Below are 26225 nucleotides of genomic sequence, written 5' to 3'. Positions count from 1 at the left end.
GGCATGGCCCAGACCGAGATCATCCCGGACACGTCCCCGAAGGCACCGCAGGCCGGCCCCGGCCCCTCCATCGGCTCCGTGCTGGCCCGTGCCCTGCGCGGCAACGTCCGCCAGTACGGCATGCTGGTCGCCCTCGCGCTGATCGTGGTGCTGTTCCAGATCTGGACGGACGGCATCCTCCTCCAGCCGCTCAACATCACCAACCTGATCCAGCAGAACGGCTACATCCTCATCCTGGCGATCGGGATGATGATCGTCATCATCGCCGGGCACATCGACCTCTCGGTCGGTTCGCTGGCCGCCTTCGTCGGGGCCGCCGCCGCGGTGATGATGGTCAAGCACCACCTGCCCTGGCCCGTCGCGATGGTGATCGCGCTGGCGATCGGCGCCCTCGCCGGCGCCTGGCAGGGCTTCTGGATCGCCTACCTCGGGATCCCGTCCTTCATCGTCACCCTGGCGGGCATGCTGCTGTTCCGCGGCGGCACCCAGATCCTCCTCCAGGGCCAGTCCGTGGCGCCGTTCCCCCAGGGCTTCCAGAAGATCAGCAGCGGCTTCCTCCCCGAGGTCGGGCCGCACACCGACTACCACAACCTCACCCTGCTGCTGGGCCTCGCGGTGCTGGCCGCCGCCGTCCTGCAGGAGGTGCGCGGCCGGCGGCAGACCGCCTCGTACGGGCTGGAGGTGCTCCCGCTCCCGCTGTTCCTGACCAAGCTCGCCGTGATCACCGCGGCCGTGGTCACCTTCACCCTGCTGCTGGCCAGCTACCACGGCGTGCCGATCGTGCTGCTGATCCTCGGCGTGCTGCTGGTCGGCTTCGGCTACCTGATGCGCAACTCGATCATCGGCCGGCACACCTACGCCATCGGCGGCAACGAGCCGGCGGCCAAGCTGTCGGGCGTGAAGAGCAAGCGGGTCGTCTTCCTCGCCTTCACCAACATGGGCGTCCTCGCGGCGCTGGCCGGGCTGGTCTTCGCCGCGCGGCTCAACGCCGGCACCCCGCAGGCCGGCATCAACTTCGAGCTGGAGGCCATCGCCGCCGCCTTCATCGGCGGGGCCTCCGCCAGCGGCGGCGTCGGCACCGTCCTGGGCGCCATCATCGGCGGCCTGGTGCTCGGCGTGCTGAACAACGGCATGTCGCTGGTCGGCGTCGGCACCGACTACCAGCAGGTCATCAAGGGCCTGGTGCTGCTCGCGGCGGTCGGCTTCGACGTCTACAACAAGCGCCGGGCCGGTTCCTGACCCGGACCGGTGGGACGAGGACGGGCGCGGTGTTCCCACACCGCGCCCGTCCTGCCGTGTTTCCGCGGAGTGCCCGCCCCCTGTCCCGAGCGTTCCGGCGCCTGCCGGACGCTTGCCGGACGCTTGCCGGACCGTCACCTCCGGGCCCGGGCGGCCTGGACCGCGATCGCCACCGCCAGCCGCCGGGGGCGGCGGACGTGGACGAGGAGCAGCGGTTCCGACTGCCCCCGGACCAGCAGGGCCACGGCCGGGTGCCGGATCGTCGTCGACTCCCGGCCGCCGGCGATAGGTCGGCTCTCGACGCGACCGGGTTCGTAGCGGACGTCCAGGACGTCGGTCCAGCCGAGCAGGGCCGGTTCCGCGCCGCCTCCGAAGCGCAGCCGCAGGCCCTCCGGACGCACCTCGACGGCCCGCAGGCCCGTGCTCGGCGGCAGCTGTCCGACGACCAGGAGGCCGCCGATCACCACCGCGTCGACCACCAGCCCCTGCCACCAGACGCCCCGGTACATCAGCACCCAGAAGAGCAGCACCAGGGCGAGGAAGGCCCGCTTCCACACCACCGCCGGTACGTAGCGGTGGGCGCGGTGGACGCTCACGACCGCCTCATCCGGTTTCGCCGTCGACATCGGCTCGCCCCCAACCCAAACGTTTGGCCCAATCGTTTGGGTTGGATGATAGGCGCGACCCGGCCGGGGGCACCAGGGGTGTGGATCCCCGCCGGGGTCAGAGAAGTGACGGCCCGACGGGCCCGCCGCTGGAGGCCCGCACCACCAGCTCGGGCGCGAGCCGCCGGGACCGCGCCGGCTCGCCGCCGATCCGGCGCAGCAGTTCCCGCACCGCGGCCCGGCCCTGCTCCACCATCGGCGAGCGGACCGTGCTGAGCGCGACCGGCAGCTCGGCGGCGACCGGGGTGTCGTTGAAGCCCACCAGGGCGAGGTCCCGCCCGAGCTGCAGGCCGAGGTCCCGGGCCGCGCCCAGCGCTCCGACGGCGGCCAGGTCGTTGACGGCGAACAGTGCGGTGGGTCGGTGGCCGGCGGACAGCAGGGCGGTCGCCGCCGCCCGGCCGCCCGCGGTGTCGAAGGCGCAGTGCCGCACCAGCGAGGCCGGCACCGGCAGCCCCGCCTCGGCGTAGCGGTCGACGAAACCGGCCGCGCGATCGGTGCCGGTGCTGGCGAAGGGCTCGCCCGCGACGCAGCCCACCCGGGTGTGGCCGAGCCCCAGCAGGTGCTCGGCCACCAGGCGCCCGCCCCGGTAGTCGTCGCAGGTGACGGCCGGGATCCCGGCCTCCGTCCGGCGGTTGACCAGGACGTGCGGGGTGCGCCGGAGCGCCGGGTCCGCCAGGGCCGCGCCGTCCAGGTGGGCGTCGCCGATGATGATGCCGTCGACGCGCCGCCCGAGGACCATCGCGATCCGCTCGCGCTGACGGACCGGATCGTCCTGGGTGTTGGTGACGAAGGCGGCGAGCCCGTGCCGGGCCGCCTCCTCCTCGATGCCCTCGTAGATCGTCGCGACGACGGTCTCGGACAGCCGCGCGAACACGACCCCGATCAGGCTGCTGCGCCGGGTGCGCAGGGTCACCGCGGCCGGGTCGCGGCGGTAGCCCAACTCCTCCGCCAGGTCGCGCACCCGGCGGGCCGTCGTCCCCGAGGCGGCACGCCGCCCGTCGCCGTCGGACCCGTTCAGGACCCGGGAGACGGTGGACACGTCCAGCCCCAGCTGGTCGGCGATCATCCTCAGCGTCACCGGGCGGCTCTCGATACCCACGAGCGACTCCTTCTCCTCCACGACCGCCCATTGTCCGCGACCGCCGCACCGGCTCCGCACCCCGACCCACCGCCCGGTGCCCGAGCACGCGCCCGCGTCCCGCGTCCCGCGTCCCGCGTCCCGAAGGATTTCCCGGAACGCGGCAACCCTTCCGCCGACGGCGGCAACCGACGGGTGACGCACCGGGAGCGGGGCGCCCACGGGACCCGAAGAAAAATCCTGCGCCGGGACGGCAACCTTTCCGGCGCCGGCGACCACCGGTCAACGCAACGTCGAGTCGGCCCCCAGGCCGGCCCACTGAAGTCGGCCCACCGAGTCGACCTACCGAAGGGACGGGAATGAAGGCGACGAAGCACGCCGCCCCACCGCCGCACCGCAGGCGCGGGCTGGTCCTGGGCATACCGATGGCGCTGGTCGCGGTCGGGGTCCTGGTCTGCCTGGCCTTCGCGCTCCTGCCGGGCGGCGGGGGCGGCACCGGCGCCGCCGAGCCGGCCGCGGCCTCCGTCGCGGCCACCGGGCCGACCGCACCGACCACCACCGGCGCGCCCGATCCCACGCCCCCGGCGGCGGCCGCGCCCTCGGCCACCACCAGCCCCACCCCCTCGGCCACGGCCGCCCCCACCCCGCCGGCCACCGCCCCGCCGAAGGCGTCGGCCACCGGCGCCCCGACCACCGCCAAGGCCGCCCCGTCGGCCGCCCAGGCCGCCGGCGCCGGTGCCGTCCCCGCTCCGGCCCCGGCGTCCCTGGCCGGACGGATCAAGCCCGGCGTCGGCTACCAGGGCGTCGCGACCTCCTACGACGCCGCCGACGGCAACGGCGCCTGCTCGTTCGGCCCGTCCGGCGACATGATGGTCGCGGCGATGAACCACACCGACTACGAGACCTCGCGGGCGTGCGGGGCGGCCGTCCTCGTCCGCGCCGCCAACGGGGCGAGCGTCACGGTGCGGATCGTCAACGAGTGCCCGCTGCCCTGTGCGCCCGGGCAGCTCGACCTCAGCCACGAGGCCTTCGGCAAGCTCGCGGACCTGTCGGTGGGCCGGCTCGCGATCACCTGGACGGAGTTGAGCCCCGGCTCGGCGCCCGCCACCCTGTCGGTCCGGTACAAGTCCGGTTCCTCCCCGTGGTGGTGCGGGATCCAGGTGATCGGCCACCGGAACCCGGTGGCGACCCTGGAGGTACGGGCCGGGGGCGGCTGGCGGCAGCTGACCCGCACCGACTACAACTACTTCCTCTCCCCCGACGGCACCGGCTGCGGCGGGTCGATCCGGGTCACCGACGTCTACGGGGAGCAACTCACCGTCGACGGGCTCGCGGTGAAGCCGGACGTCGTGCAGGCCACCCCCGTCCAGTTCACCCGGCATTGACCGCGCCGCTCGCCCGCCGACCGGCGGTGGTGCCCCGCCGCGGCGACCACCGCCCCACCCCGCCATCGGGCACTGCTACGCTCACACCTGTTGTTAACGCTCACATTGCAGGGAGAGGGCGACCGGGGGAAATGCTCCTCGATGACGCGTCCGCGGAGTTCCACGACTTCTTCGAACGCCACTACGCCGAACTCGCCCGTTTCGCCCACCTCCTGACCGGTGAAGCGGACGCGGCAGACGACATCGCCGCGGACGCCCTCGTCGCCCTGTGGCAACGCTGGGACCGGCTCCGCTCGGCCGACCACCCGCTCGCCTACGCGCGCGGGGTGGTCGCCAACATGGCCCGCGCCCGGATCCGCAGCGCCATCCGCGAACGGCGCCGGATCCTGGCCTTCTGGTCCCGCGCCCCCGAGAGAACCGACGGCCCCGACGTACCGGCCGTACTGGACGTCCGTGCGGCGCTCGACCGGCTGCCGTTCCGCAAGCGGGCGTGCGTGCTGCTGCGCCACGCCTTCGACCTCTCGGAGAGGGACACCGCCGCGGCGCTGGGCGTCTCGGTCGGTACGGTGAAGAGCCAGACCTCGAAGGGCATGGCCGAGCTGCAGCGCGCTCTCGGCGCGCACGCGGTCGACGTACTGACGACAGGAAGGAGGAACGCACGGTGAACGACCACATCACCCGGCAGCTGCGCGAGGCCGCCGAAGCCCACCAGCCCGACCGCGCACGGATCCTGGCCCGCGTCGAGCGCGGCATGGCCGGCCCTCCCGTCCGCCACCGGAGCTCGCCGTTCGCGCGGTCGTGGCCCAAGGCCGCCCTCGCGGGCCTCGCCGCCGCCGGCATCCTGGCCACCGGCGGCCTCGCCGCCGGGATCGTCGGGGCACCGCAGCCGTCGCAGACCGCCACCACCGCGCCGGCCGCACCCTCGCCGACGGCCCCCGAGACGGCCACCCCGTCACCGACCCGGCCGACTCCCCCCGTCTCCGCCGCCCCGGTCCCGGCCCCCACCGCCGCGCCGACCACCACCGCGGCCCCGACGAGCCCGCGGCCGACGCCCGCGGCGAGCGGCCGGCCCCAGAACGGCCCGGTGTGGTCGGACGGTTCGGTCGACCCGCACACCACGGTCTACTGGGGCCAGGACAACCTGGTGCTCAAGACCGCCCAGCCGCTCACCTCGCTCACCGTCGAGATGCGCGTCGTCCAGACCGGCGAGGTCCGGGACACCGGCAAGTGGCACACCCTCCCGGGCGACGACTTCACCGTCACCGTCCAGGAGTCCGGCGGCGCCCTGGTGTACCGCTGGGTCCTCAAGCCGGGCCGCACCGTGCCCGTCGGGCAGTTCGAGTTCGCCGACCAGTTCAACCACGCCACCGGCGTGCGCAACACGGCCGGCGACACCTACCGCGTCGACGCCCAGTCCGCGAGCGGTCCGGCCTCGGTCTGGGGGGACTTCGCCCCGGCGAGGTGAGCCCGGGTCCCACGGCCCACGCCCGGGGAATCCGCCGTGGATCCCCCGGGCGTGCGCGACGGAGGGCCTGCCGCCGGAGGACGGCTCCGGGAGGCACTTCGGGCGGCCTATCGGTTCGGAGGACGGCTCAGGCTGCGGGGGCGGCACACCGGGCGGCCGGTCAGTGGAGCGGGATCACGTGTCCCGTCAGCGCGACGGCGTCGCAGCCCTGCAACCGCTTGGTGTCCCCGTGGCCGACGCCGTAGTCGATCCAGTCGTGGCGTTCGCGCGCGGCGCGCCGCATCGGCTCGTGGTAGGTCACCGCCAGGTGCGCGTACGGCGTGTTGCGGCCGGCCTCCGTGGTGCCGACGTACACGTTCTGCAGGGTCCTCCGGTCGGACACGAAGAGGGCGTGGGCGATGAGCCGGCCGCCGTGGTGCGCGGTGCAGAGCAGCAGGTCGTCGCCGAAGGTGTCGATCAGGGTGCGCAGCCGGCGCCGCTCGGAGCTCTCGTCGGCGGGCTGCCCGTACCGGCGCAGCAGTTCGCACCTGGCCCCGACGACCTCGTCGAACAGGTCGTCGGGGTCTCCCGCCCCGACGGTGCAGCCGTGTTCCGCGAGCCGGCGCAGCTGCCGCCGCACCTCGGCGCGCTGTCCCTTCGACCGGGCGGCGGCGAGGCCCTCCTCGTCGTCCCAGGTCACCCGCATCATCGAGCGCGTGGTCAGCTCGAAGCTCTCCCCGCCCAGGGCGCCGACGGCGGGGGCCAGGACGCGCGCGGCGGCCGGCGTGGTGTACAGCACCGACACGGTGGCCAGGCCCGCGTCGCCCGCCCAGGCGCAGACGTCGGCGAGGCACTGCTTCAGGCTCTCGGGCCGGTCCGCGGCGGGCCCCACGGGATCGCCGAGGTAGCCGGGTGCCACCAGGAGCAGGGACGGCAGGATCTCCTCGGGTCCGTCGCCGAGCCGGGGCAGGACGCGCCGGCGCGCACACTCCGCCTCGGGGAAGACGGGGTCCGCGCGGCGCAGGATCGCCCAGGGGTTGTACGCCTCGTACGCGTCGCCGTCCCTGATCACGGCACCGGTGAAGGCGAGCGCGCCGTCCGGGCCGTGGTGCAGGGCCGTGACCGGCTCACCGGGCAGCCGGCTGATCATCGCCCGTAGCCAGCGGCCGCCCTGGACCGCGGCGGCCGGACCCAGGCGGTCCCAGCCGGCGCCGTCGAACGGGCCGGACAGCGGGATCACTTCTGTCCTGTACATGGTCTTCCTGTTCCTTCGTCGGGTGGGGCCTCCAGCTACCCGGTCAGACCTTGGCGACGGCGTCCTGGTCGCCGTCGGCGGAGTCGGGGGCCGCGCCCGGGTCCGGCTCCGGGCTCGCGGCGGTGAGTCGGCGGACGTCCCCGGACAGCAGGGCGGCCAGGCTGGCCAGAGCGGCCGCGAGGCCCGCCCAGACGGCCGCTCCCCGGGCGTCGAACGCGGCCACGAGCGGTCCCATCAGCAGGGCGCCCAGGGGCATCAGGCCGTTGAACCCGAGGAACGCGAGGCCGCCCACGCGGCTGAGCAGGGACTCCGGCACCCGTTCCTGCAACAGGCTGGGGAAGATCGAGTTGAAGAAGTGCAGGCCGATCCCGTAGGTGAAGGCCATGGCGAGCGCGCCCGCGCCGTTGCCGATGAGGCCGGTCGCCGCGAGGGACAGGGCCATGAGGGCGAGCATGGCGAACAGCGCCGGGCCCATCCTGCGGACCGTCAGCTTGACCAGCAGCGCCGCCCCGACCAGCGCGCCGATGCCCTGGAGCGCGTAGAACGTGCCCAGCACCCTGCCCTCGGACGTCCCCTCCGGTGCCATGATCAGCGGCACCGAGACGTCGAGGACGCCCGCGTACACCGCGTTGGTGCAGGCGCCGACGACCAGGGAGACCAGCAGCCAGCGCAGCCCGGCCACGTACCGGCCCGCCACGGCGACGTCCGCACCGACCTGCCGCAACCGGTCGGTGCCCTTGGCCGGTGCCTCGGCGGCGCCGTCCTCGGCCGCGGCGCCCGCTTCCACGGTGCCGGGCCCGTTCTCCTCGCCGGCGTGACGGCGCGTACGGATGAGCAGCAGCAGGACCGCCGAGAGCAGGAAGGTGGCGGCGTCGAACGCGAAGGTCGCGGAGGCGCCCGCGAGGCTCACCATGAACCCGCCGACGAGCGGGCCGCCGATGAGTCCGATCTGCTGGCCCACGGAGAGCGCCGAGTTCGCGGCGACCAGCTTCTCCTTCGGCGTGATCTCCAGCATGTAGGCGAAAGACACAGGCTGGAAGAAACCGTCCGCCACCCCGATCAGCACCGCGAGGACGACGAGCAGCGCCACGCTGGACGTCCAGTAGGTCACCCCCGCGATGAGCACGAGGACCACGAACCGGGCGAGGTCGGCCCCGATCATGATGGCCCGCCGGGACCGGGTGCGGTCTCCGACGGCGCCGCCCACCAGGTAGAACACCAGGGAGGGCACCAGCAGCACGGCCGTCGCCGCGGCCAGCGTGGACGCCGAGCCGCTGACGCTGATGATGTGCGTCGCGAAGGCGGTGCGGAAGGCGTAGTCCCCGACCAGGGACAGGGCGCGCGCCGTCCAGTAGTACCGGAAGCCCCGCTCCCGCAGGATGCCGCGCCCCTCGGGGGCCTCGGCGGCGTCGGTGGCCATCACTGTCTCGTCACTCTCCCGTTGTCCTGTGCGTTTCCGAGCCGGGACGAGCGAGCCCCCCGGCGAGGGCCTGCGCCGCACGGCGCGCCGGTTCGAGGCCGTCGTCGCTCAGCGGGAGCACGAAGCCGCTCACCTCGTCCAGGCGACAGCCCCGTTCGAGCTTGGCGTTCTCCGCGCCGTAGCTGTAGGACAGCTCCTTGCGGCCGGTGCGGTAGGCGTCCTCGACCGGCCGGTAGTAGCACACCTCGAAGAAGGTGTCCTTGGACCGGCCGTCGGTGTAGTCGGCGCCGTTCGTCCAGGAGTGCCGTACCTCGCCGGCGTCCAGGAACAGGCAGAACGCGATGATCCGCCGGTCGGCCAGCGCGGCCACCACCTCGCAGCGGTCGCCGAAGTTCTGTCGCAGCGCCCCGAGTTGGTCCCGCTCCCCGGTGGCATCGGGACGCCGTCCGTACTTGGCGCGGTGTTGGAGGCGCAGGTCGACGAGCCGTTCGACCCCGGCGTCGTCCAGCTCGCTCAGCGGGAACCGGGCGATGGACACGCCCCGTTCGGCCAGGCGGCGGCGGACCCGGTCCATGCTCTTGACCGCGCTGCGGCCCAGGGCGGCCCGGTAGTCGGCGAACGAGGTGCCGGGCGGGCGCAGGTTGCAGCGCAGCGCGAGCGGGAACTCCACGAACTCCGCCCGGCGCAGCGCCTCGGCGAGCGCCCGCTCCTCCGGCTGCACGTACAGGAAGGCGACCGACTCCAGGCCCTCGTCCCGGGCCCGGCCGACGAGGTCCGCGACGGCGCGGTCCAGCGCGGCGGGGTGGTGGCGGCCGGGACCGGCCGGGAAGCATTCCAGGCCCGGGTACATCAGCACCAGCGAGGGGAACCAGGCCGCACGGGGCGGCCCGGCGGCCCGGGCCGCGGCCTGGGCCGCCGTCGCCACGGGGGTCAGCGTCCGCAGACTGCAGGGCTCGAACAGCAGCTGCCAGGGGTTCTTGCTCTCGGAGACCTCGCTGTCGTCGACGACGGTGCCGAAGAAACCGGTGGCGAGGGGTGTGCCGGGCGCGCTGACGAAGCGGCGGTGGCGGCCCTCGATCCGGCCGGCGAACAGCTCCAGCCACGCCTCCGAGGCGAACAGCGGCGGATCGGGGTCGAGCAGCCGCCACGCCTCGTCCGCCGCCCGGTCGACGGCCGGGTCCGGGGCCGTCACACGCCCTGCCCCGGGGCGGGCCGTCCCGTCTCCGCACGGCCGTGTCCCGGCGACGTCCACGGGCGTCCGGTCCACGCCCAGGTCGGGACGAACGGGTCGAGCATGGGCAGGACGCGGGAGGGGCAGCGCGGGTCGGCGAACGACCGGTACAGGTCCTCGGCCAGGTCCAGGACCAGGCCGAGCGCTTCCTCGTGCGGCAGCCGGTCCGCGAACAGCAGCGTCTCGATCCGGCCGAACAGCTTCGGGACCTGCGGGAGTTCGGCGATGCGTGCCGCCCGGGTCAGCAGGTGCTTGCCGTCATGGGTGAGCGGGCCGAACCCGTTCACGGCAGACATCAGCAGGGACTCCGCGGCGCCCCGGCACATCAGCTCGCGGGTCGGGCTGGTCAGGACGGTCGTGTCCTCCAGCAGGCTGAGCGTGCCGACGAAGGCGAGGGCGGTGGCCGCCGAGCGGGCCGCGTCGAGGTCGAGGCCCGCGCGGAGCCGCTCCAGTTCCCCGGCGCCGCTCAGCGGGATGCCCTTGTGCACGCGCTGCACGAGCCGGATCTCCAGCCCCTGCAGGTTCGGCAGGTCGACCGCGCCGCCGTCCCCGTCGGCGCTCCCCAGCACCCGGGCGAGGTCGTGCAGGCGCTCGGCGGAGACGTACTCGACGTTGACCGGGAGATCGCCCGCCTGCCCGTCGAAGCTGTCCCCGAGGATCGAGGGGTGGTTGGTGGTGCCGGGCGCGCGCCGCGGGCGGTTCCGCTTGGTCAGGACCAGCAGGTCGAGGTCGGAGGTGGGGTTCCACTCCCCGGTCGCGTAGGAGCCGGCGAGCAGGACGGGTTCGTCCTCGTCGGCCTCCACCAGGGCCGCCATCGCGGGCAGCGGTGCCCGCCGGCGGTCGAGTTCGGCCCGTACCGGGGCGGGCAGCCGGTCAAGCACGGAGACATCCACGAAAGGCTTCCTCTCACAACGGGTCGTAGCGGGGCGCAGTGGGGCGCCGCGGGGCGCCGCGGGTCACAGCTGGTCACGGCGGATCGCGGCGGATCGCGGCGGGTCACCGGGCTCGGGCGGCCCCGGTTCGCGACGGAGCGGGGCCGGACGGACCGGTCGGGACCGGCCCGTCTCAGATCACGTGAGCCCGCGTCGGGTGACCGTCACCGGGCGGGCTGCCGGCTCGCGCGCAGCGGCTGGAAGTGCAGCGAGGACTCCAGCACCACCCGCTCCCAGCGGTCCAGGACCACGCCGGTGCCGCGCAGCGCCTGCTCGGCCACCGACATGCGCATCTCACCGGCCGCCGAGGGCTCGAACTCGCAGGCCAGGAAGGACAGCAGGGCGTCCGGCGCGTGACCGGCGAGCAGCGCCGCCAGTTCGGCCCCCGCGCCCACGTCGCCCAGCCGGGCGGTCTCCGGGAACCGGTTCCGCAGGCCGTCACGGACCTCGCCGGGCAGGCCCTCCCACAGCGAGGCGAGCACACGGGTGCGGACGGTGGCGAGCACCTGGTCGAAGTCCCGGTGCTCGGGCGTGTGCGGGGTGACCACCTGGCACAGGTAGTCGATCTCGGCGGCCGCGGCCTCGGGATCGGCGGCGGCGTCCGCCGCGGTCAGACCGAAGATGGCGGCCTCGCGCTCGGACTCCATCGGCCCGTCGGAGCTGTGCATCAGCCCGACGATGCTGTTGACCGCGCCGAAGTCCCGGCGCAGGGTGCCGTGTTGGGCCTGCTCGGGGTGCTGGTAGCCCTTGCGCAGGGCGAGGAGGTCGTGGGCGCCGCCGTCCGACCCGGCCCCGGCGGCCCCTTCGTACCGGCAGATCAGGGCCATGGCCGGGCCGAGCGTGAGGACCGCGTCCACCAGCCGGTACCGCCAGGTCTGCCACTGGCCGGCGATGAGGTCCGCGTACAGGTCGTCGATCAGCTCGGGGTCGGCGTGCAGGGCGCGGGCGGCGACGGGCGGGAAGCCCTCCTTGCGCAGCCGCTGGACCATGTCCGTGTGGACGCCCCGGTGGATCGCGTCGGAGCTGAAGAGCACGAAGACGTGGCGGGACCAGAAGTCGGGGTCGGACACGGCGGAGGACACGGAGTCGGACACGGAGGGGTCACCTTTCGACCGGTCGGATCGGAGGGATCGGAGAGGGGCACGCGGGCGGCAGTCGTGCCGCCCGGGGCGGCGCCGCGGCCGGGCCACGCCGCCCGCGGTGGCACGGCCGGGCCGCACGCGGGCGGGTGGCGCCGTGCGGGTACGGCCTGCAGGCGGGCAGGGCGGGGCCACGGACGGCCGGGCGCGGGACGGTGCGTCAGCCGGTGAAGGGGCACTTCTCGGGGCTGCCCACCGACTGGTCGTCCGGCAGCGCGTACTGGCGCCACTTGTGGACGGAGGAGTACGCGGGGTCGCCGAGGTACGGGTGGGGCGGCACGGCGTCGTAGCGCTCCAGGTCCGCCCGGATGCGCCGCTTGGCGGCCTGCCCGGCGACCGAGGAGCCGCTGAGTCCTTCGAAGACGCGCCGGGTCTGGAAGACCAGCGTCAGGCAGGGTCCCAGGTTGCGGCTGTCGCGCTGGTGGTAGCCGGGGCTGGTCATGAAGGTGAACCACGGCTCCCCCGCGAAGCACCACTGCCAGGCGGGGTCCGCGGTGTCCGTGGTGAAGCCCTCCGGCCAGGGCGCGGTGTCGATGGCGCTCAGGTCTTCCAGCAGCCGCCAGAAGGCCGCCTGGTGGTCGTTCAGGCTCGCCTGCGGCTCGGGCGGGCCCGCGAACACGATCAGGGTCTGCCGCTTGGCGCCCCGCCGTGCCTGCTCGCGGAATTCCAGCAGGGCGTCACCCAGAGCGCGCACCCCGTGCTGTTCCGGGCGGGAGGGGTCGAATACCGTGAACCAGTTGTTTCCGCGCTGCTGCCCCTGGACCCCGAAGTAGCAGGGATATGCGCGATCCCGGTCGAGGATCTTTTCCGCGAAGGCTCCGTAAACCCCGGGCACCCAATCGGGAAGCCCCGCCGGCGCATCCGTTCGAGGTTGCTCGAGGGCAGACCAGAGACGTCCCACGTGAACCACTTTCCCCCTTCTCCGTCATGCCCGGAAGAAGCCCCGGTCAAGGCCCCGTACACCGCGGTGAGAAGCCGCGAGTTTTCCTTGTGTCCAGCAGAGATTCACCGATCGAACCATTCGAACAAGCGGTCGTCAAGGCTGATTGATCATGGTCCGACAACTGGCTCAAAGTGTGCGCTTCGAGGGCGAAGAACCCCGCACGGCACCGCTGCAGAAGCGGACAAACAGCGGCAAGGCCGCCGGAATCCGCCCACGAATTCTCGCCTTCGCCGGCCAGGGCTGGACGCTGGCCGAACCCGCTGCCTAGGGTGGCGTCGGGATTCGGTGGCATGCCTCCCACCTCTCCGTCCGCCACTTCGGCCGACGGTCCGGACCCGCCGTCCGCGCCGACCGTCCGACCGACGGCCCGGCCGGCGGAAGTGAATCCGCGAGGCATCCGAAATCCCCTGCGCGGGACATGCCTGGCACATCCGGCCGCATGCGCACTCGAACCGGGGGCAGTGACAAAGCAGTGACAAACATGAGTGATCGACCACGCAAGATTCCCGTCCTTCTGCTCGACCGGATCGGCTATTCCTTCTACCGGGACAAGGACGGGCGGGCATTCCTGCCGGAGGACCGCTATGCGGTACGTCTGGTCACCCCCCTCGACCGGGTCGGCGAAGCCACCGGAAAAGAACTGGAATCCGTCGTCGCGGTCGACGTCTACGACGACCGCGCGCTCACCGACGCGGTCCACCACCTGGCCGGCTTCACGGGGCGCGGAGCGGAACGCCTGGTGGCCATCACCGAACGGCTGCTGCTGCGCGCCGCCGAACTGCGCGAGGAACTCGGCCTGCCGGGCCAGACCGCGCAGGAGGCGGTGCTCTTCCGCGACAAGGTCCGGATGAAGGAGCACCTGAGCGCGTACGGCATCCGCGTCCCGGAGTTCGCGCCGTTCGACGAGACCGCCGCCCTGGACCTGCTGTCCCGCACCGGCGCCGTGGTCGTCAAGCCGCGGCTGGGCAGCGGCGCGCGGGACATCTTCGTCCTGCGGTCGCCGGCCGAGGTCACCGCCCTCGCCGCGGGACAGGGCCACCGCCTGGACGGGTTCGAGGTCGAGGAGTTCATCGACGGCGAGCTCTTCCACGTCGACAGCGTCGTCCAGGACTCCGAGGTGCTGGCCGCCGTCGCCGCCCGGTACATCGACGAGCCCACCTCCTACACCCGGCTGCACCCCTGCCGGGACGTCGCCGTGGGCCCGGGTCCGCTGCTCGACGCGCTGCTGGAGTTCAACCGACGCGTCCTCGCGGCCCACCCCGGCTTCACCGGCGTCACCCACCACGAGATGTTCGTGCGCGACGGGGAGATCGTCTTCTGCGAGATCGGCGCCCGGGCGGGCGGCGGCGGGGTCATCGCCGGCTTCCTGTCCCGGACGGGCGTCAACCTGGACGAGGCCGTCATCCAGGCCCAGGTGGAGGGGACGGTGCCGGTGCCCGCCGCCCCCGCCGACCACCTCACCGGATTCACCGTCATCTACGCGGACGAGGGTGTCCTCCAGCGGCCCCTGACGCCCCCGGACGAGCCCTGGGTCCTCGAATGCCAGGTGCTCGCCCGTCCCGGCGACCGCCTGGCCCGCCCGGAGAACTGCAACGACGCCGTGGCGATCGTCTCCGTCCGCGGTGACACCGAGGAGGAGGTCATCCGGCGCCTCGACCAGGTGGGCCGGCACATGGCCCCCGAGGTGGCACCCGCCGGCTGATCACGTCGCGCGCACGCACCAGAGACAACGGACTGCTCAGAACAGATCAGAACAGAACGGGGAACGTCATGTCTTCACCGAGCGACACCGCGCCGGCGCCGGCCGACTGGGTCCGCGGACCGGTCGCCGACCTCTACTCCTCCTACGTCGCGGCCGCGGCCCTGTCCGCCGCCCAGCAGCTCGGCATCCTCGACCGGCTCGCCGAGGACGGCCAGGCGCCCTTCGGCAACGGCGGCGACGAGAGCCTCTCCGACACGGTGATCCGCTCCGTGCACCGCGCCCTGCACTGGGCCCGGGTCGTCGAGGTCAAGGACGAGGAGGTGGTGATCCCGGGCGCGCTGTTCGCCGAGGCGTACGCCGCCCGCGGCTACTTCTACTGGCTGGTCAAGGGCTGCGGCGAACTCTTCAGCATCGCCCCGGACGTGACCCACGCGGAGCGCAGGACCGGCGAGTTCTACCACCGCGACATGCGGGCCGTGGCCGTCGGCTCGCGACTGATCGGGGACGAGGAGGTCGAGCCGCTGTTCGACCGCCTGCTGGCCGACCCGCCCGTGGGCAAGGTCGCCGACCTCGGCTGCGGCTCCGGCCAGCGGCTCATCCGGATCCTCGGCAACCACCCCGGCGCACGCGGAGTCGGCGTCGACCTCTCCGAAGCGGCGGTGCAACTGGCCGGCGAGTCCGTCGAGTCCGCCGGCCTCGGCGACCGCATCACGCTGCTCCAGGGCGACGTCCTCGACCTCGAACCGCGGCCCGAGTTCGCCGACGTGGACACCGTCACGTGCGTGTTCATGGGGCACGACTTCTGGCCGTACGACAGCTGCGTGCGAACGCTGCGCAGGCTGCGCACCGCGTTCCCGGCCGCGCGCCGGCTGTTCATCTGCGACGTCGTCCGGACCAGCGAACTCCCGGGCCCGGACACCACCGTCTTCACCCTCGGCTTCGAGGCCGTCCACGCGCTGATGGGCGACTACCTCCCCACCCTCGAGCAGTGGCAGGAGGCGTTCCGGGAGTCCGGCTGGGAGTGCCGCACCGTCCGGCCGACCACCACTCCGCCCAACGGCTACCTGTTCGAGCTGACGCCAGCGGCCGGCTGAGCCCCGGCGGCGGACCCGGCGGGCGGACCGGTGTGCTCCAGGTGGTGACGGAACACACCGGTCTCCCGTCGCACGAAACCGGCCTTTTCGTACAGGCGGTGCGCGGCCACCCGGCTCGGCCGGGACGTCAGATCGACCTGCCGGGCCCCGTGGGAGCGCGCCAGCTCCAGCCCCCGCCGGACCAGCGCCTGTCCGATGCCCGCACCGCGCGCCGACTCGTCCACCACCACGTCCTCGAACCGGGCGGTGGTCCCGGTCGGCAGCGCGAGCACCACCAGGGTGAGCAGCCCGACCACCCGGCCCCCGGAACGGGCCGCGAGGACCAGGTTCGCCGGGTGGGTGACCACACCCCGGACGAACTCCGCCGTCAATTCGGGCGGCTGCTTGCCCAGTTGGGGCAACAACCGGCGGAACGCCCCGACCACGGCCTCGTCGGCGTCCGCGAGGACGTCGATGACGGGCTCGGACATACCCCTCCTCGATCGCACCGGTCCCGAGCTGACTCGATCTCCGCCATGCTAACCCGCGACGCCGGTGCGCCACCGGATACTTGGGATCATGCTGAAGCGCGTAGCAGTCCTCTCCGACATCCATGGTGTGCTCCCGGCCGTCGAGGCCGTCCTCGCGGAACCCGAGGTCGACGATGCGGACCTCATCGTCCTCACCGGTGACATCGCGTGCGGACCGCAACCCGCCGCGGTGCTGGACCTGCTGACCGGTCTCGGCGACCGGGCGGTCTGGATCCGGGGCAACGCCGACCGGGAACTGGTCGAGTACCGGCGCGGGTTGCGGGACTCCATCCCCGACCCGATCGGGCCCTCGGCCGCACGCGGCCTGCGCGAGGACCAGGTCGACCTCCTCGAAAAGCTGCCGACCTCCGTGACCCTGCCGGTCGAGGGTCTCGGCACGGTGCTGTTCTGCCACGCCACCCCGCGCGACGACGAGGAGGTGCTCCTGGTCGACAGCCCGGTCGAACGGTGGGAGCAGGCCTTCGCCGACGTCGCCCCCGAGGTCACCACGGTCGTCTGCGGCCACACCCACATGCCCTTCACCCGCCTCGCGGCCGGCCGCCTCGTGGTCAACCCCGGCAGCATCGGCATGCCCTTCGGCAGGCCGGGCGCCCACTGGGCACTGCTCGGCCCGGACGTGCAGCTGCGCCGCACCCTGCTGGACGTCCCCGCCGCCACCGCCAGCATCGCCGGCGGCTCCTCCTTCGAGCAGGCCGCGGAGTGGGCCGACTACTGCCTCAACGCCCGCTGCACGGAGCACGAGGCCCGGGCGATGTTCACCCGCCTGCCCGAGCCTCCGAGCCCGTGACCTCCGTGGCGCCCCGGCGAGCACCCGCCGCCGGGGCCACCCCGCACGTGCGTCGAATCCCCGCCGGATCAGCCGGTCATTCGGCCGCCACCACCGGATCCGGCGATTCGGAAAGATCGCATCGCCAACAATTCACCGTTCTCCCGCATCCGGAGCGATCTCCGCAGGATCACCAACTGTTCTGCCGAGACAGTTAACATAGTGTTTACGGAATTCCGGAACTCCCCGTCATGGCGGCTCGTCAGGATTCACGAGAGTCCCAAGAAGGCGTCAAGACGGGGAAAGGAACGGGCAATGTCCGTGGTCACGAAGATGGTCGGCGCCGTCGCCGTCGCCCTCGTGGCCGTGCTGGGCCTGCTGGCGCTGTCCCAGTCGGCGGCCGCGTTCGCCCGGGACAACCGCTGCCGGGCCGTGGCCGCGGAGGCGAAGCCCGTCGAGGAGGCGATGCCGCCCAAGCTCGCGCCCGGCCTCTGCTCCCCGCGCAGCCGGTCCGTCGAAGTCCCGCGCCGGCGGCCCGAGTTGCTCCCGGCCGTGCCCGACGACGGTCCGGCCGTCACCCACCCGTCCCCGGCCGGTGACCCCGAGGCACCGCACGGGGCGCTCAGACGGTCCAGAGTGGCGGCCCTCCAGGTGTTCCGCTGCTGATCCGGCGCCGACCGCGCCCGCTTGCTCGTCGACAGCAGCGACACCCCTGCGGTGACACCCCCACGCCCCGCGATTCACGACGGCCCACGGCAGTGATTCTCCTGCCCCCGCCGCCGCGCTCCGCGCTGCCCTCTTCCGCATCGAGCGGACGCGGCTTCGAAGTCTCCCTTCACCAGACGACTTCCGAAAGGCCCCGAGGCACGACATGCAGCAATTCATCGACCACGCCCGTACGTTCCGCCACCGCGCCGCACGGAATTCCGACGACTTCGGACGACTGGCCGACGGCCAGTCCCCGCAGGCGCTGTTCATCACCTGCTCGGACTCCCGTGTCATCCCCGCCGCCGTCACCGGCGCGCGGCCCGGGGACCTCTTCGAGATGCGGACCGCCGGCAACATCGTCCCGCCGTACCGGCCGGACGTCCCGTCCGCCGAGGCCGCGACCATCGAATACGCCGTCGAGGTCCTGGAGATCGCCGACATCGTGGTGTGCGGCCACTCGCACTGCGGGGCCGTCGGCGCCGTCGTCCGCGGCGACGACCTCACCGGCGTGCCCGCGGTGCGCGACTGGCTCGCCGACGGCACCGCGCTGACACCGGGCGGGGAGCCGGACCACGACCTGGCCGGACCGGTCCAACGCCACGTCCTGGACCAGTTGGAGAAGCTGCGCACCCACCCGAGCGTCGCGCGCCGGGTCGACGAGGGTCTGCTCGGCCTGCACGGCTGGTTCTACGAGGTGCACACCGGCGCGGTCCTCACCCACCGCCCCGGCGCCGACGCCTTCCTGCCGCTGTGACGCCGCGGCCCACCGCCGACCCGCGGCCCGCTGCCGACCCTCGGCCCGCCGCGCACCCGCGGCCGACCGTTCCCCAAGCTCCCCGGATGAGGGCTCCCATGCGCTTTCCCGCACTCAAGTACGACCTGACCGCCTCGCTCGTCGTCTTCCTCGTCGCCCTCCCGCTGTGCGTCGGCGTCGCCGTCGCCTCGGGCGTACCGGCCGAACTCGGCCTGATCACCGGCATCGTGGGCGGCCTGGTGACCGGCGCCCTGCCCGGCAGCAGCCTCCAGGTCAGCGGCCCGGCCGCCGGGTTGACCGTCCTGGTCGCCGAGACCGTGCAGCGGTTCGGGCTGCCCGCGCTCGGTGTCGTGGTCGTCGCCACCGGCCTGCTCCAACTGCTGCTCGGCGCGCTGCGCTGGGGCCGGTGGTTCCGCGCGATCTCCGTCGCCGTGGTCGAGGGCATGCTGGCCGGGATCGGCCTGGTCATCATCGCCGGCCAGCTCTACGCGATGGCCGGCCGGCCGGCGCCCGCGAGCGGAATCGACAAGCTCCTCGGCCTGCCCGGCCTCGCCGCCCGGCTGGTCTCCTCGCCCGACGCCGGCTACTCCTTCGCGATCGGCGCCGGCACCATCGCCGTGATCGTGCTGTGGCAGCGGCTCCCCTCCAGGGTGCGGGTCGTCCCGGGCGCGCTGGTGGCCGTCCTGCTCGCCACCGCCGCGGCCTGGCTGCTCCACCGTCCGGTGAAGAAGGTCGAGGTCCAGGGCCTGCTGGACGCCATCCAGCCGCCGGGCGCCGGAGTTCTCGGCCAGTTCACGCCCGCGCTGCTCGTCACGATCGTGGCCTTCACCCTCGTCGCCTCGGCCGAGAGCCTCTTCAGCGCGGCGGCCGTCGACCGGCTCCACGACGGACCGCGCACCGACTACGACAAGGAGCTGATGGCCCAGGGGGCGGGCAACACCCTCTGCGGGATCCTCGGCGCCCTGCCGATGACCGCGGTCATCGTCCGCAGCGCCGCCAACGTCCAGGCCGGTGCCAGGACCAAGGCGTCCCGTGTGCTGCACGGCGCGTGGCTGCTGCTGTTCGCCGCGCTGCTCCCGGCCGCCCTCGGCGTGATCCCCGTCGCGGCGCTCGCCGGTGTGCTCGTGCACGCCGGGTTCAAGCTCCTGCCGGTCAAGCAGCTCGGCCCGTTGTGGCGCGAGCACCGCTCCGAAGCGTTCGTCCTGGTGGCCACCGCCGTCGCCATCGTCACGGTCAACATGTTCGAGGGCGTGCTGATCGGCCTCGGCCTGTCGATCGTCAAGACCGCCTGGGAGACGTCCCGGCTGCACGTGGAGACGGAGGAGCTGCCCGGCGGCACCGTCCGGGTCCGGCTGACGGGCAATGCCACCTTCCTCCGGCTGCCCACGCTGCTCGACGCCCTGGAGGCCCTGCCGACCGACCGCGTCCTGGAGCTGGACCTCACGGAGCTGCGTCACCTCGACCACGCCTGCCAGAGCGCGCTGACCACCTGGGTCGAGCGCCACAACACGGCCGCCCCCGAGGACGTCCGGCTGATACCCGCGCTGGCCGGCCGGGCCTGATCCGCCCCGCCGGACACGACCGGGGCGCCCGCTCGTTCGAGCGGGCGCCCCGGAGCTCTTCGGCGGGCGGCAGGATTCAGACGGCGGCCGGCTGCTGTCCGGCACCGGCGGCGAAGGCCTCCGCGGCCGGCTGGTCGGCGGGCTTGCGCAGCCCCTTGAGCAGCACCACCACCGCCGTGGTGACCACCGTGCCAGCCACGACCGCGACCAGGTACAGGAACGGGCTGCCGATCAGCGGGAGCACCCAGATCCCGCCGTGCGGGGCGCGCAGGGTGGAGCCGAAGGCCATCGTCAGGCCGCCGGCGGTCATGCTCCCGGCGATGCCCGCCGGGATGACCCGCAGCGGGTCGGCGGCCGCGAACGGGATCGCGCCCTCGGTGATGAAGGAGGCGCCGAGCACCCAGGCGGCCTTGCCGTTCTCCCGCTCCTCGGCGGTGAACAGCCGGCGCCGTACGACGGTCGCCAGGGCCATGCCCAGCGGCGGGGTCATGCCGGCGGCCATCACCGCGGCCATCACCTTGAGGCTGCCGGCGTCCGGGGTGGTCCCGGCGGTGGTGAGCGCACCGGCCGCGAAGGTGTAGGCGACCTTGTTGAGCGGACCGCCCATGTCGAAGGCCATCATGGCGCCGAGGAGGGCGCCGAGCAGGATCGCGTTGGAGCCGGACAGGCCGTTCAGCCAGTCGGTCAGGCCGTTCATGGCCGAGGCGATCGGCGAGCCGACCACCACGAACATCAGGAAGCCGACCGCCGCCACCGACAACAGCGGCATCACCACGACCGGCATGATGCCCCTGATCGCCCGGGGCACGTTCCAGCGGATCATCCACAGCACCAGGAAGCCCGCGGCCAGCCCCGACACGATGCCGCCGAGGAAGCCCGCGCCGACCGCCACCGAGACGGCGCCACCGGCGATGCCCGCGGCGAGGGCCGCCCGGTCCGCGATCGCCCAGGCGATGTACCCGGAGAGGATCGGGACGAGGAAGCCGAAGGCGGTCTTGCCGGTCTGGAACAACATCGCCGCCCAGCTGTGCGAGGAGGTCCAGTCGAAGTGGCCCAGCACGGACGGCGCGGAGGCGATCTGGTAGCCGCCGATGGCGAAGGCCAGCGCGATCAGCAGACCGCCGGCCGCCACGAACGGGATCATGTGGCTCACGCCCGTCATCAGGTACCGGCGCAGCCGCTGGGCCCAGTGCTCGCCCGCAGCCGGGCCCGCCGGGGCACCCGGGGTGCTCGCCGGGGCGACCGGGGAGGCGGCGGGACGGGCACCGCCCCCGGCCGCCTGCGCGGCCAGCGCGGCGGCCTGCGCGACCAGGTCGTCGGCGCGGTTGACGCCGGCCTTGACGCCCACGTCCACGGTCGGCTTGCCGGCGAAGCGGGCCCGGTCCCGGATCTCGACGTCATGGGCGAGGATCACCGCGTCGGCCGCCGCGATCACCTCGGGGGCGAGCGGCGTGGTCCCGGCCGAGCCCTGGGTCTCGACCTGGATCTGCGCACCCGCCCGGGCGGCCGCCAGCTCCAGGGCCTTGGCGGCCATGTAGGTGTGGGCGATGCCGGTCGGGCAGGACGTCACCGCGACCAGCCGCAGCCCGCCGTCGGCGGGGGCCGCCGCGGGAGCGGCCTGCGGCGCCACGGCCGGATCGGCAGCCGCCGGTCCGGAGGCCGCACCGGGAACCGACGGCGGTTCCGAGGCCGCCGCGGGAGCGGCCTGCGGCGCCTCCTCCCCGTTGATCCGCGCCGCGACCGCGCGGGGGCTCTCGGCCTCGCGCAGGGCGCCGGTGAAGGCGGGGTCCATGAGCCGGCGAGCCAGCTCGGCGAGGATCTGCAGGTGGGTGTCGTCCGCACCGGCCGGTGCCGCGATCATGAAGACCAGGTCGGCGGGCCGTCCGTCCGGGGCGTCGAAGTCCACGCCCCCGGCGCTGCGGCCGAAGGCCAGGCTCGGCCGCGTGACGTGCGGCGATCTGCAGTGCGGGATGCCGATCCCGTCGCCCATCCCGGTCGGGGCCTGGGCTTCGCGGGCGGCGATGTCGGCGAGGAAGCCGTCGAGATCGGTGACCCGGCCCTCGGCGACCAGCCGCTGGGCGAGGGCGCGGAGGGCTTCGCTCTTCTCCACGGGGGCGAGGTAGAGGTCTACGAGTGCGGGTGTGATCAGTCCGCTGGTGTCGCTCATCGTGTCGGTCCTTCGGCTGGTGCCTGAACAGTGTCCCTTGCCCCCGGGAATGTGCGCCCTCCCGTCCCACACGGTCGGGCGTGCCGCCTCCGGCGACGGACGCCGGAGGCGGTTCTCAGCCGCGGAGCGGCCGTTCGAGCGGGAGGTCCGCCGTCACGACCACCGCGGCCGGGTCCAGATCGTCCGGGGTGGGCATGACGCTCCCCGGCAGTTGTACGGCGGCGGCGCCGTGCGCCAGGGCCGCCGCGAGCGCGCCGGGGCCGGTGCCGCCGGCGCCCAGGAAGCCGGCGAGCGAGGCGTCGCCCGCGCCCACGTCGCTGCGGACGGCGCTCACCGGGGCGGTGCCGTACCAGCTGCCCTCCTCGGCGATCAGCAGCATCCCGTCCGCACCGAGGCTGGCCAGGACCTGCTGGGCGCCGCGTTCGCGCAGTTCCGCGGCGGCGGCCACGGCGTCCCCGACGGTGCGGACCGGACGGCCCACGGCCTCCGCGAGCTCCTCCCGGTTGGGCTTGACCACGTCGGGGCGGGCCGGGAGCGCGGCCAGCAGCGCGGGGCCGGAGGTGTCCAGGGCGATCCGGGCGCCGCCCGAGTGCACCTGCGCGACGACCTCGGCGTACCACTCGGGTGCCAGTCCGCGGGGCAGGCTGCCGCAGCAGGCGAGCCAGTCCACGTCGTTCCCGGTGGCCCGTCCGGTCTTCTGCGCGTCGCGGACGAGCGCCAGCAGTGCCGCCGACTCGGCGGCGGTCAGCTCCGGGCCGACCGCGTTGATCTTCGTCAGGCGCCCGCCGTCCTCGGCGATCGAGACGTTGATCCGGGTGTCGCCCGCGATCCCGACCGCCGCGACCTCGATGCCCTGACCGCGCAGCAGGTCGGCGAGCAGCTGCCCGGAGAGGCCGCCCAGGGGCAGGAGCGCGCTGGTGCGGTGGCCGGCGGCGGTGAGCGCGCGGGAGACGTTGACGCCCTTGCCGCCCGGGTCGAGCCGGTCGTGCGAGGCCCGGTTGACCTCGCCCGGCAGGAGGGCCGCCAGTTCGTAGGTGCGGTCGAGGCTGGGGTTGGGGGTGATGGTGACGATCATGCGCGGATGACTTCCGGTCCGTGGTTCTCGATCTCGGCGGTCTGCTGGTCGGTGAGTCCGGTGTCCGTGACCAGCACGTCCACCTGGGCCAGCGAGCCGAAGCGGGCGAAGTGGCGGGCGCCGTACTTGGAGGAGTCGGCCACCAGGACCACCCGCCGGGCACCGGCGAGCATGGCCCGCTTGACGGCCGCCTCGGCGAGGTCCGGCGTGGACAGGCCGCCTTCGACGGAGAAGCCGTTGGTGGCGATCACCGCGACGTCCGCGTGGACGTCGGCCAGGTCCCGCAGCGCCCAGGCGTCCACGGCGGCCTGGGTGCGGTGGCGCAGCCGGCCTCCGACCAGGTGGAGGCTGAGCCCGCGGTGGTCGGCCAGCCGGGCGGCGACCGGGAGGGCGTTGGTGACGACGGTGAGCGCGCTGTCGGGCGGCAGCAGTCCGGCGAGCCGGGAGACGGTCGTCCCGGCGTCCAGGATGACGCTGCCCTGCTCGGGCAGCAGGGCCAGGGCCGCCTTGGCGATGCGTTCCTTCTCGGCCGCGGCCGTGGAGTCCCGTTCGGCCAGGCCGGGTTCCAGGTGCAGCGCGCCGGCGGGCAGCGCGCCGCCGTGCACCCGGTGCAGCAGACCGGCCCGGTCGAGGGCGCTCAGGTCACGCCGGATGGTCTCCTGCGTGACGCCGAACTCCTCGGCCAGCGTCGGCACGTCCACCCTGCCCTGTTCCTGGGCGAGGCGGAGGATCTCTTGCTGCCGCTCGGGTGCGTACATGTGGGATTGGGTCCGTTTCATGTCTGTTCACGCTTGGTTCAGGCCGACCATACGCCTTCCGGTAGGAAAAGCAAGAGGTCGGGCGGGCTTGGTCGCCATCTGTGAACTTGCCCGAATGTGTTGACACCGCTCGCCGATCGGGCGTAGAACCAATCGAAACACCACGGAAACGGACGTGAAACCCACGGCCGGCCCGGCCTCGGCCACCGCCCCCGTACCGCCGGGACCGGGTTCCGCCGCGGTGGCCCGCGCATCCCCCCGCGCGGGCCACCGCGCCCCACTCCCCCGCCGACCCGGCTCCCACCCGGCCCCTCGGCCCCCCTCTCCACCAAGGACTCCGATGCACTCGATCCAGGTCACCGTCGGCTCCAGCAGCGGCCTGCACGCCCGCCCGGCCTCGCTGTTCGTCCAGGCCGCCGCCCGCCAGCCCGCCAAGGTCACCGTGGGCCGACCGGGCCAGACCCCGGTCGACGCCCGCAGCCTGCTCTCCGTCCTCGCCCTCGCCGCCCGCTGCGGCGAGACGCTGGAGCTCACCGCCACCGGGGACCAGGCCGAGGACTCCCTGAAGACGCTCGCCGACCTGCTCGCCGCCGACCTCGACGCCGCGGCATGAGCGACCCGATCCGCGGGATCGGCGTCGGCACGGGCAGCGCGGCAGGCCCGGTCGCCCGGATGGCGCCCGCCCCCGCGCTGCCCGCCCCGAGGCCCGTCACCGACCCGGCGGCCGAGGCGGACGCGGTCCGCGCGGCCCTCGCCGCCGTCGTCACCGACCTCGAGGAGCGCGCCGCCCGGGTGACCGGCCCCGGCTTCGACGTCCTCTCCGCCCAGGCGCTGATGGCCTCCGACCCGCTCCTCGCCGACGAGGCGACCGGCCTGGTCGACCGGGGCACCGACGGCGCCCACGCGCTCACCGCCGCCTTCGACGGCTTCCGCACCGCACTGCTCGCCGCCGGCGGTCACTTCGCGGAACGCGCCGCCGACCTCGACGACCTGCGCGACCGCGCGGTGGCCCACCTGCTCGGCCTGCCCGTGCCCGGCCTGCCGGACCCCGGGCACCCGTACGTCCTGGTCGCCGACGACCTGGCCCCCGCCGACACGGCGCTGCTCGACCCGGCCCGGGTGCTGGCCCTGGTCACCGTCCGCGGCGGGCCTACCAGCCATACGGCGATCCTCGCCAAGGCGCTCGGCGTGCCCGCCGTGGTCGGCTGCGCCGGCGCCGCGGCGCTGGCGGACGGCCGGCACGTGCTGGTGCACGGTGCGGACGGCGTGGTCGAGCCCGACCCGAGCCCGGAGGCGGTCGAACGGGCCGCCGAACGCGACCGACGTCGCCGCGAGCAGTCCGCCGCGGTCCGGGGACCGGGCCGGACGGCGGACGGCCACCCCGTCGCGCTGCTGGTCAACCTCGGCGCGCCGCACGAGCTGGCCGGGGCGGCCGCCGCCGACGCCGAGGGCGTCGGACTGTTCCGCACCGAGTTCCTCTTCCTGGACCGCGCCGAGGCGCCGGGCCCCGCCGAACAGGCCGCCGCCTACCGGCAGGTCTTCGCGGCCTTCGCCGACCGCCGGGTGGTCGTCCGCACCCTCGACGCGGGCGCGGACAAACCGCTGCCCTTCGCCACCGCCGCCGACGAGGAGAACCCGGCGCTGGGCGTGCGCGGCCTGCGGACGGCCGCCCGCGATCCCGAGCTGCTGGAGACCCAGCTCGCCGCGATCGCCGAGGCCGCCCGGAGCAGCAGCGCCCAGGTGTGGGTGATGGCCCCGATGGTGTCCGTCCCGCGGGAGGCCGCCGAGTTCGCCGCCCGGGTCCGCGCGCACGGCCTGCCGATGGCCGGCGCGATGATCGAGGTCCCGGCAGCCGCCCTGCGGGCCGACCGGCTGGCCGAGGTCTGCGACTTCTTCAGCGTCGGCACCAACGACCTGGCCCAGTACACCTTCGCCGCCGACCGCACCCTCGGCTCCCTCGCCGACCTGCTCGACCCCTGGCAGCCGGCCCTGCTCACGCTGATCGCCAGCGCCGCCCGCTCCGCGGCCGCGCACGGCCGGCCCGTCAGCGTCTGCGGCGAAGCCGCCGCCGACCCGGCCCTCGCCCTGGTCCTGGTCGGCCTCGGGATCACCAGCCTGTCCGCCGCGCCCTCCGCACTCCCCGAGGTCCGGGCCGCCCTGGCCGCCCACACCCTCGCGCAGTGCCGGGAACTCGCCGAGCTCGCCCTGCACGCCGACGACGCCGCCGACGCCCGCGCCGCGGTCCGGTCGAGGATCACCGGACGCCGGTGAACGGCGGCGCGGACGACGGGTCGTGGCCGGTGCCGGCCCCCTCGACACCACAGAAGGCCTCGCCGAGGTCTCCGGAGAACTCGTCCCCACGGGCACGCTCCGGCGCA

General features: G+C 74.1%; 25 protein-coding genes. 13 read left to right on the top strand and 12 right to left on the bottom strand.

All coding sequences use genetic code 11. The features are described from left to right. Positions 1–3: 3 nt before the first annotated feature. Positions 4–1239 carry a multiple monosaccharide ABC transporter permease gene (gene mmsB / locus ACZ6Y7_RS30430; RefSeq protein ID WP_465761159.1) on the top strand — a complete coding sequence of 412 codons (1236 nt, stop codon included), beginning with the start codon at positions 4–6 and terminating at the stop codon, positions 1237–1239. A 134-nt stretch (positions 1240–1373) separates the two neighbouring features. On the opposite strand, the gene ACZ6Y7_RS30425 is transcribed toward mmsB, so the two are convergent. After that, positions 1374–1835 (bottom strand): hypothetical protein, encoded by a 462-nt coding sequence (locus tag ACZ6Y7_RS30425; RefSeq protein WP_465761158.1) that lies wholly within the window; start codon positions 1833–1835, stop codon positions 1374–1376. A 127-nt stretch (positions 1836–1962) separates the two neighbouring features. Further along, positions 1963–3003, bottom strand: a complete 1041-nt coding sequence (locus ACZ6Y7_RS30420) for a LacI family DNA-binding transcriptional regulator (protein WP_465761157.1) — start codon at positions 3001–3003, stop codon at positions 1963–1965. A gap of 338 nt (positions 3004–3341) precedes the next feature. Between ACZ6Y7_RS30420 and ACZ6Y7_RS30415 the strand changes: the two genes are divergently transcribed. The 3 genes from ACZ6Y7_RS30415 (at position 3342) to ACZ6Y7_RS30405 (ending at position 5832) form a co-directional block, all read left to right on the top strand. After that, entirely contained in the window at positions 3342–4367 is a 1026-nt protein-coding gene (locus ACZ6Y7_RS30415; protein WP_465761156.1) for an expansin EXLX1 family cellulose-binding protein, read from the top strand. Positions 4368–4498: 131 nt separating this feature from the next. Then, entirely contained in the window at positions 4499–5032 is a 534-nt protein-coding gene (locus tag ACZ6Y7_RS30410; protein WP_465761155.1) for a SigE family RNA polymerase sigma factor, read from the top strand. Then, entirely contained in the window at positions 5029–5832 is an 804-nt protein-coding gene (locus ACZ6Y7_RS30405) for a hypothetical protein (RefSeq protein WP_465761154.1), read from the top strand. Before ACZ6Y7_RS30410 ends, ACZ6Y7_RS30405 begins: the two co-directional genes overlap by 4 nt. A 160-nt stretch (positions 5833–5992) precedes the next feature. Here ACZ6Y7_RS30405 and ACZ6Y7_RS30400 read toward each other — a convergent pair whose 3' ends face one another. The 6 genes from ACZ6Y7_RS30400 to ACZ6Y7_RS30375 all read right to left on the bottom strand — a co-directional run bounded on the left by ACZ6Y7_RS30400 (position 5993) and on the right by ACZ6Y7_RS30375 (position 12623). Then, a complete protein-coding gene (locus ACZ6Y7_RS30400) occupies positions 5993–7066 on the bottom strand; it encodes a GNAT family N-acetyltransferase (protein ID WP_465761153.1) in 1074 nt (357 codons plus the stop codon). A 43-nt stretch (positions 7067–7109) separates the two neighbouring features. Then, positions 7110–8486, bottom strand: a complete 1377-nt coding sequence (locus ACZ6Y7_RS30395) for an MFS transporter (RefSeq protein ID WP_465761152.1) — start codon at positions 8484–8486, stop codon at positions 7110–7112. Positions 8487–8496: 10 nt separating this feature from the next. Then, complete coding sequence (locus ACZ6Y7_RS30390) at positions 8497–9678, bottom strand: GNAT family N-acetyltransferase (protein ID WP_465761151.1); 1182 nt, start codon at positions 9676–9678, stop codon at positions 8497–8499. After that, positions 9675–10610, bottom strand: a complete 936-nt coding sequence (locus ACZ6Y7_RS30385; RefSeq protein WP_465761150.1) for a nucleotidyltransferase domain-containing protein — start codon at positions 10608–10610, stop codon at positions 9675–9677. Before ACZ6Y7_RS30385 ends, ACZ6Y7_RS30390 begins: the two co-directional genes overlap by 4 nt. Positions 10611–10813: 203 nt before the next feature. Continuing rightward, on the bottom strand, positions 10814–11743 hold the full coding sequence (locus tag ACZ6Y7_RS30380) for a nucleoside-diphosphate kinase (RefSeq protein ID WP_465761149.1): 930 nt from the start codon (positions 11741–11743) through the stop codon (positions 10814–10816). Between the two features lie 205 nt (positions 11744–11948). Continuing rightward, positions 11949–12623, bottom strand: a complete 675-nt coding sequence (locus ACZ6Y7_RS30375; RefSeq protein WP_465761148.1) for a YqcI/YcgG family protein — start codon at positions 12621–12623, stop codon at positions 11949–11951. A gap of 217 nt (positions 12624–12840) precedes the next feature. On the opposite strand from ACZ6Y7_RS30375, the gene ACZ6Y7_RS30370 reads away from it, so the two are divergent. The 3 genes from ACZ6Y7_RS30370 to ACZ6Y7_RS30360 all read left to right on the top strand — a co-directional run bounded on the left by ACZ6Y7_RS30370 (position 12841) and on the right by ACZ6Y7_RS30360 (position 15527). Next, complete coding sequence (locus tag ACZ6Y7_RS30370) at positions 12841–12999, top strand: hypothetical protein (protein ID WP_465761147.1); 159 nt, start codon at positions 12841–12843, stop codon at positions 12997–12999. A 213-nt stretch (positions 13000–13212) separates the two neighbouring features. Continuing rightward, positions 13213–14433 carry an ATP-grasp domain-containing protein gene (locus tag ACZ6Y7_RS30365; RefSeq protein WP_465761146.1) on the top strand — a complete coding sequence of 407 codons (1221 nt, stop codon included), beginning with the start codon at positions 13213–13215 and terminating at the stop codon, positions 14431–14433. 68 nt (positions 14434–14501) lie between these two features. Further along, complete coding sequence (locus ACZ6Y7_RS30360) at positions 14502–15527, top strand: SAM-dependent methyltransferase (protein ID WP_465761145.1); 1026 nt, start codon at positions 14502–14504, stop codon at positions 15525–15527. On the opposite strand, the gene ACZ6Y7_RS30355 is transcribed toward ACZ6Y7_RS30360, so the two are convergent. Next, positions 15494–15997: a GNAT family N-acetyltransferase gene (locus ACZ6Y7_RS30355; RefSeq protein WP_465761144.1), complete on the bottom strand. Its 504-nt coding sequence runs from the start codon at positions 15995–15997 to the stop codon at positions 15494–15496. The two genes, ACZ6Y7_RS30360 and ACZ6Y7_RS30355, sit on opposite strands and share 34 nt — an antisense overlap. Positions 15998–16085: 88 nt before the next feature. On the opposite strand from ACZ6Y7_RS30355, the gene ACZ6Y7_RS30350 reads away from it, so the two are divergent. The 4 genes from ACZ6Y7_RS30350 to ACZ6Y7_RS30335 all read left to right on the top strand — a co-directional run bounded on the left by ACZ6Y7_RS30350 (position 16086) and on the right by ACZ6Y7_RS30335 (position 19847). Beyond that, the gene (locus ACZ6Y7_RS30350) at positions 16086–16844 is read left to right on the top strand and encodes a metallophosphoesterase family protein (RefSeq protein WP_465761143.1); all 759 of its coding nucleotides are present in this window, start codon (positions 16086–16088) and stop codon (positions 16842–16844) included. A 294-nt stretch (positions 16845–17138) separates the two neighbouring features. After that, positions 17139–17489, top strand: coding sequence for a hypothetical protein (locus tag ACZ6Y7_RS30345; RefSeq protein WP_465761142.1), 351 nt, complete (start codon positions 17139–17141; stop codon positions 17487–17489). A gap of 205 nt (positions 17490–17694) precedes the next feature. Next, on the top strand, positions 17695–18285 hold the full coding sequence (locus tag ACZ6Y7_RS30340; protein WP_465761141.1) for a carbonic anhydrase: 591 nt from the start codon (positions 17695–17697) through the stop codon (positions 18283–18285). 98 nt (positions 18286–18383) lie between these two features. Beyond that, positions 18384–19847, top strand: coding sequence for a SulP family inorganic anion transporter (locus tag ACZ6Y7_RS30335; RefSeq protein WP_465761140.1), 1464 nt, complete (start codon positions 18384–18386; stop codon positions 19845–19847). 76 nt (positions 19848–19923) lie between these two features. Here the strand turns inward: ACZ6Y7_RS30335 and ACZ6Y7_RS30330 are convergent, their stop codons facing one another. The 3 genes from ACZ6Y7_RS30330 to ACZ6Y7_RS30320 all read right to left on the bottom strand — a co-directional run bounded on the left by ACZ6Y7_RS30330 (position 19924) and on the right by ACZ6Y7_RS30320 (position 23847). Next, positions 19924–22014 (bottom strand): PTS fructose transporter subunit IIABC, encoded by a 2091-nt coding sequence (locus ACZ6Y7_RS30330; protein WP_465761139.1) that lies wholly within the window; start codon positions 22012–22014, stop codon positions 19924–19926. Positions 22015–22129: 115 nt separating this feature from the next. Then, positions 22130–23089, bottom strand: coding sequence for a 1-phosphofructokinase (gene pfkB, locus ACZ6Y7_RS30325; protein WP_465761138.1), 960 nt, complete (start codon positions 23087–23089; stop codon positions 22130–22132). Beyond that, positions 23086–23847, bottom strand: a complete 762-nt coding sequence (locus ACZ6Y7_RS30320; protein WP_465761225.1) for a DeoR/GlpR family DNA-binding transcription regulator — start codon at positions 23845–23847, stop codon at positions 23086–23088. The genes pfkB and ACZ6Y7_RS30320 overlap by 4 nt, the downstream gene beginning before the upstream one ends. Positions 23848–24187: 340 nt before the next feature. On the opposite strand from ACZ6Y7_RS30320, the gene ACZ6Y7_RS30315 reads away from it, so the two are divergent. Continuing rightward, a complete protein-coding gene (locus ACZ6Y7_RS30315) occupies positions 24188–24460 on the top strand; it encodes an HPr family phosphocarrier protein (RefSeq protein ID WP_465761137.1) in 273 nt (90 codons plus the stop codon). Next, complete coding sequence (ptsP, locus tag ACZ6Y7_RS30310; RefSeq protein WP_465761136.1) at positions 24457–26118, top strand: phosphoenolpyruvate--protein phosphotransferase; 1662 nt, start codon at positions 24457–24459, stop codon at positions 26116–26118. The genes ACZ6Y7_RS30315 and ptsP overlap by 4 nt, the downstream gene beginning before the upstream one ends. Positions 26119–26225 lie beyond the last annotated feature (107 nt).

The sequence above is a fragment of the Kitasatospora sp. NPDC053308 genome, from assembly GCF_055585785.1.
This window is presented reverse-complemented; position numbering and strand designations above follow the sequence as displayed.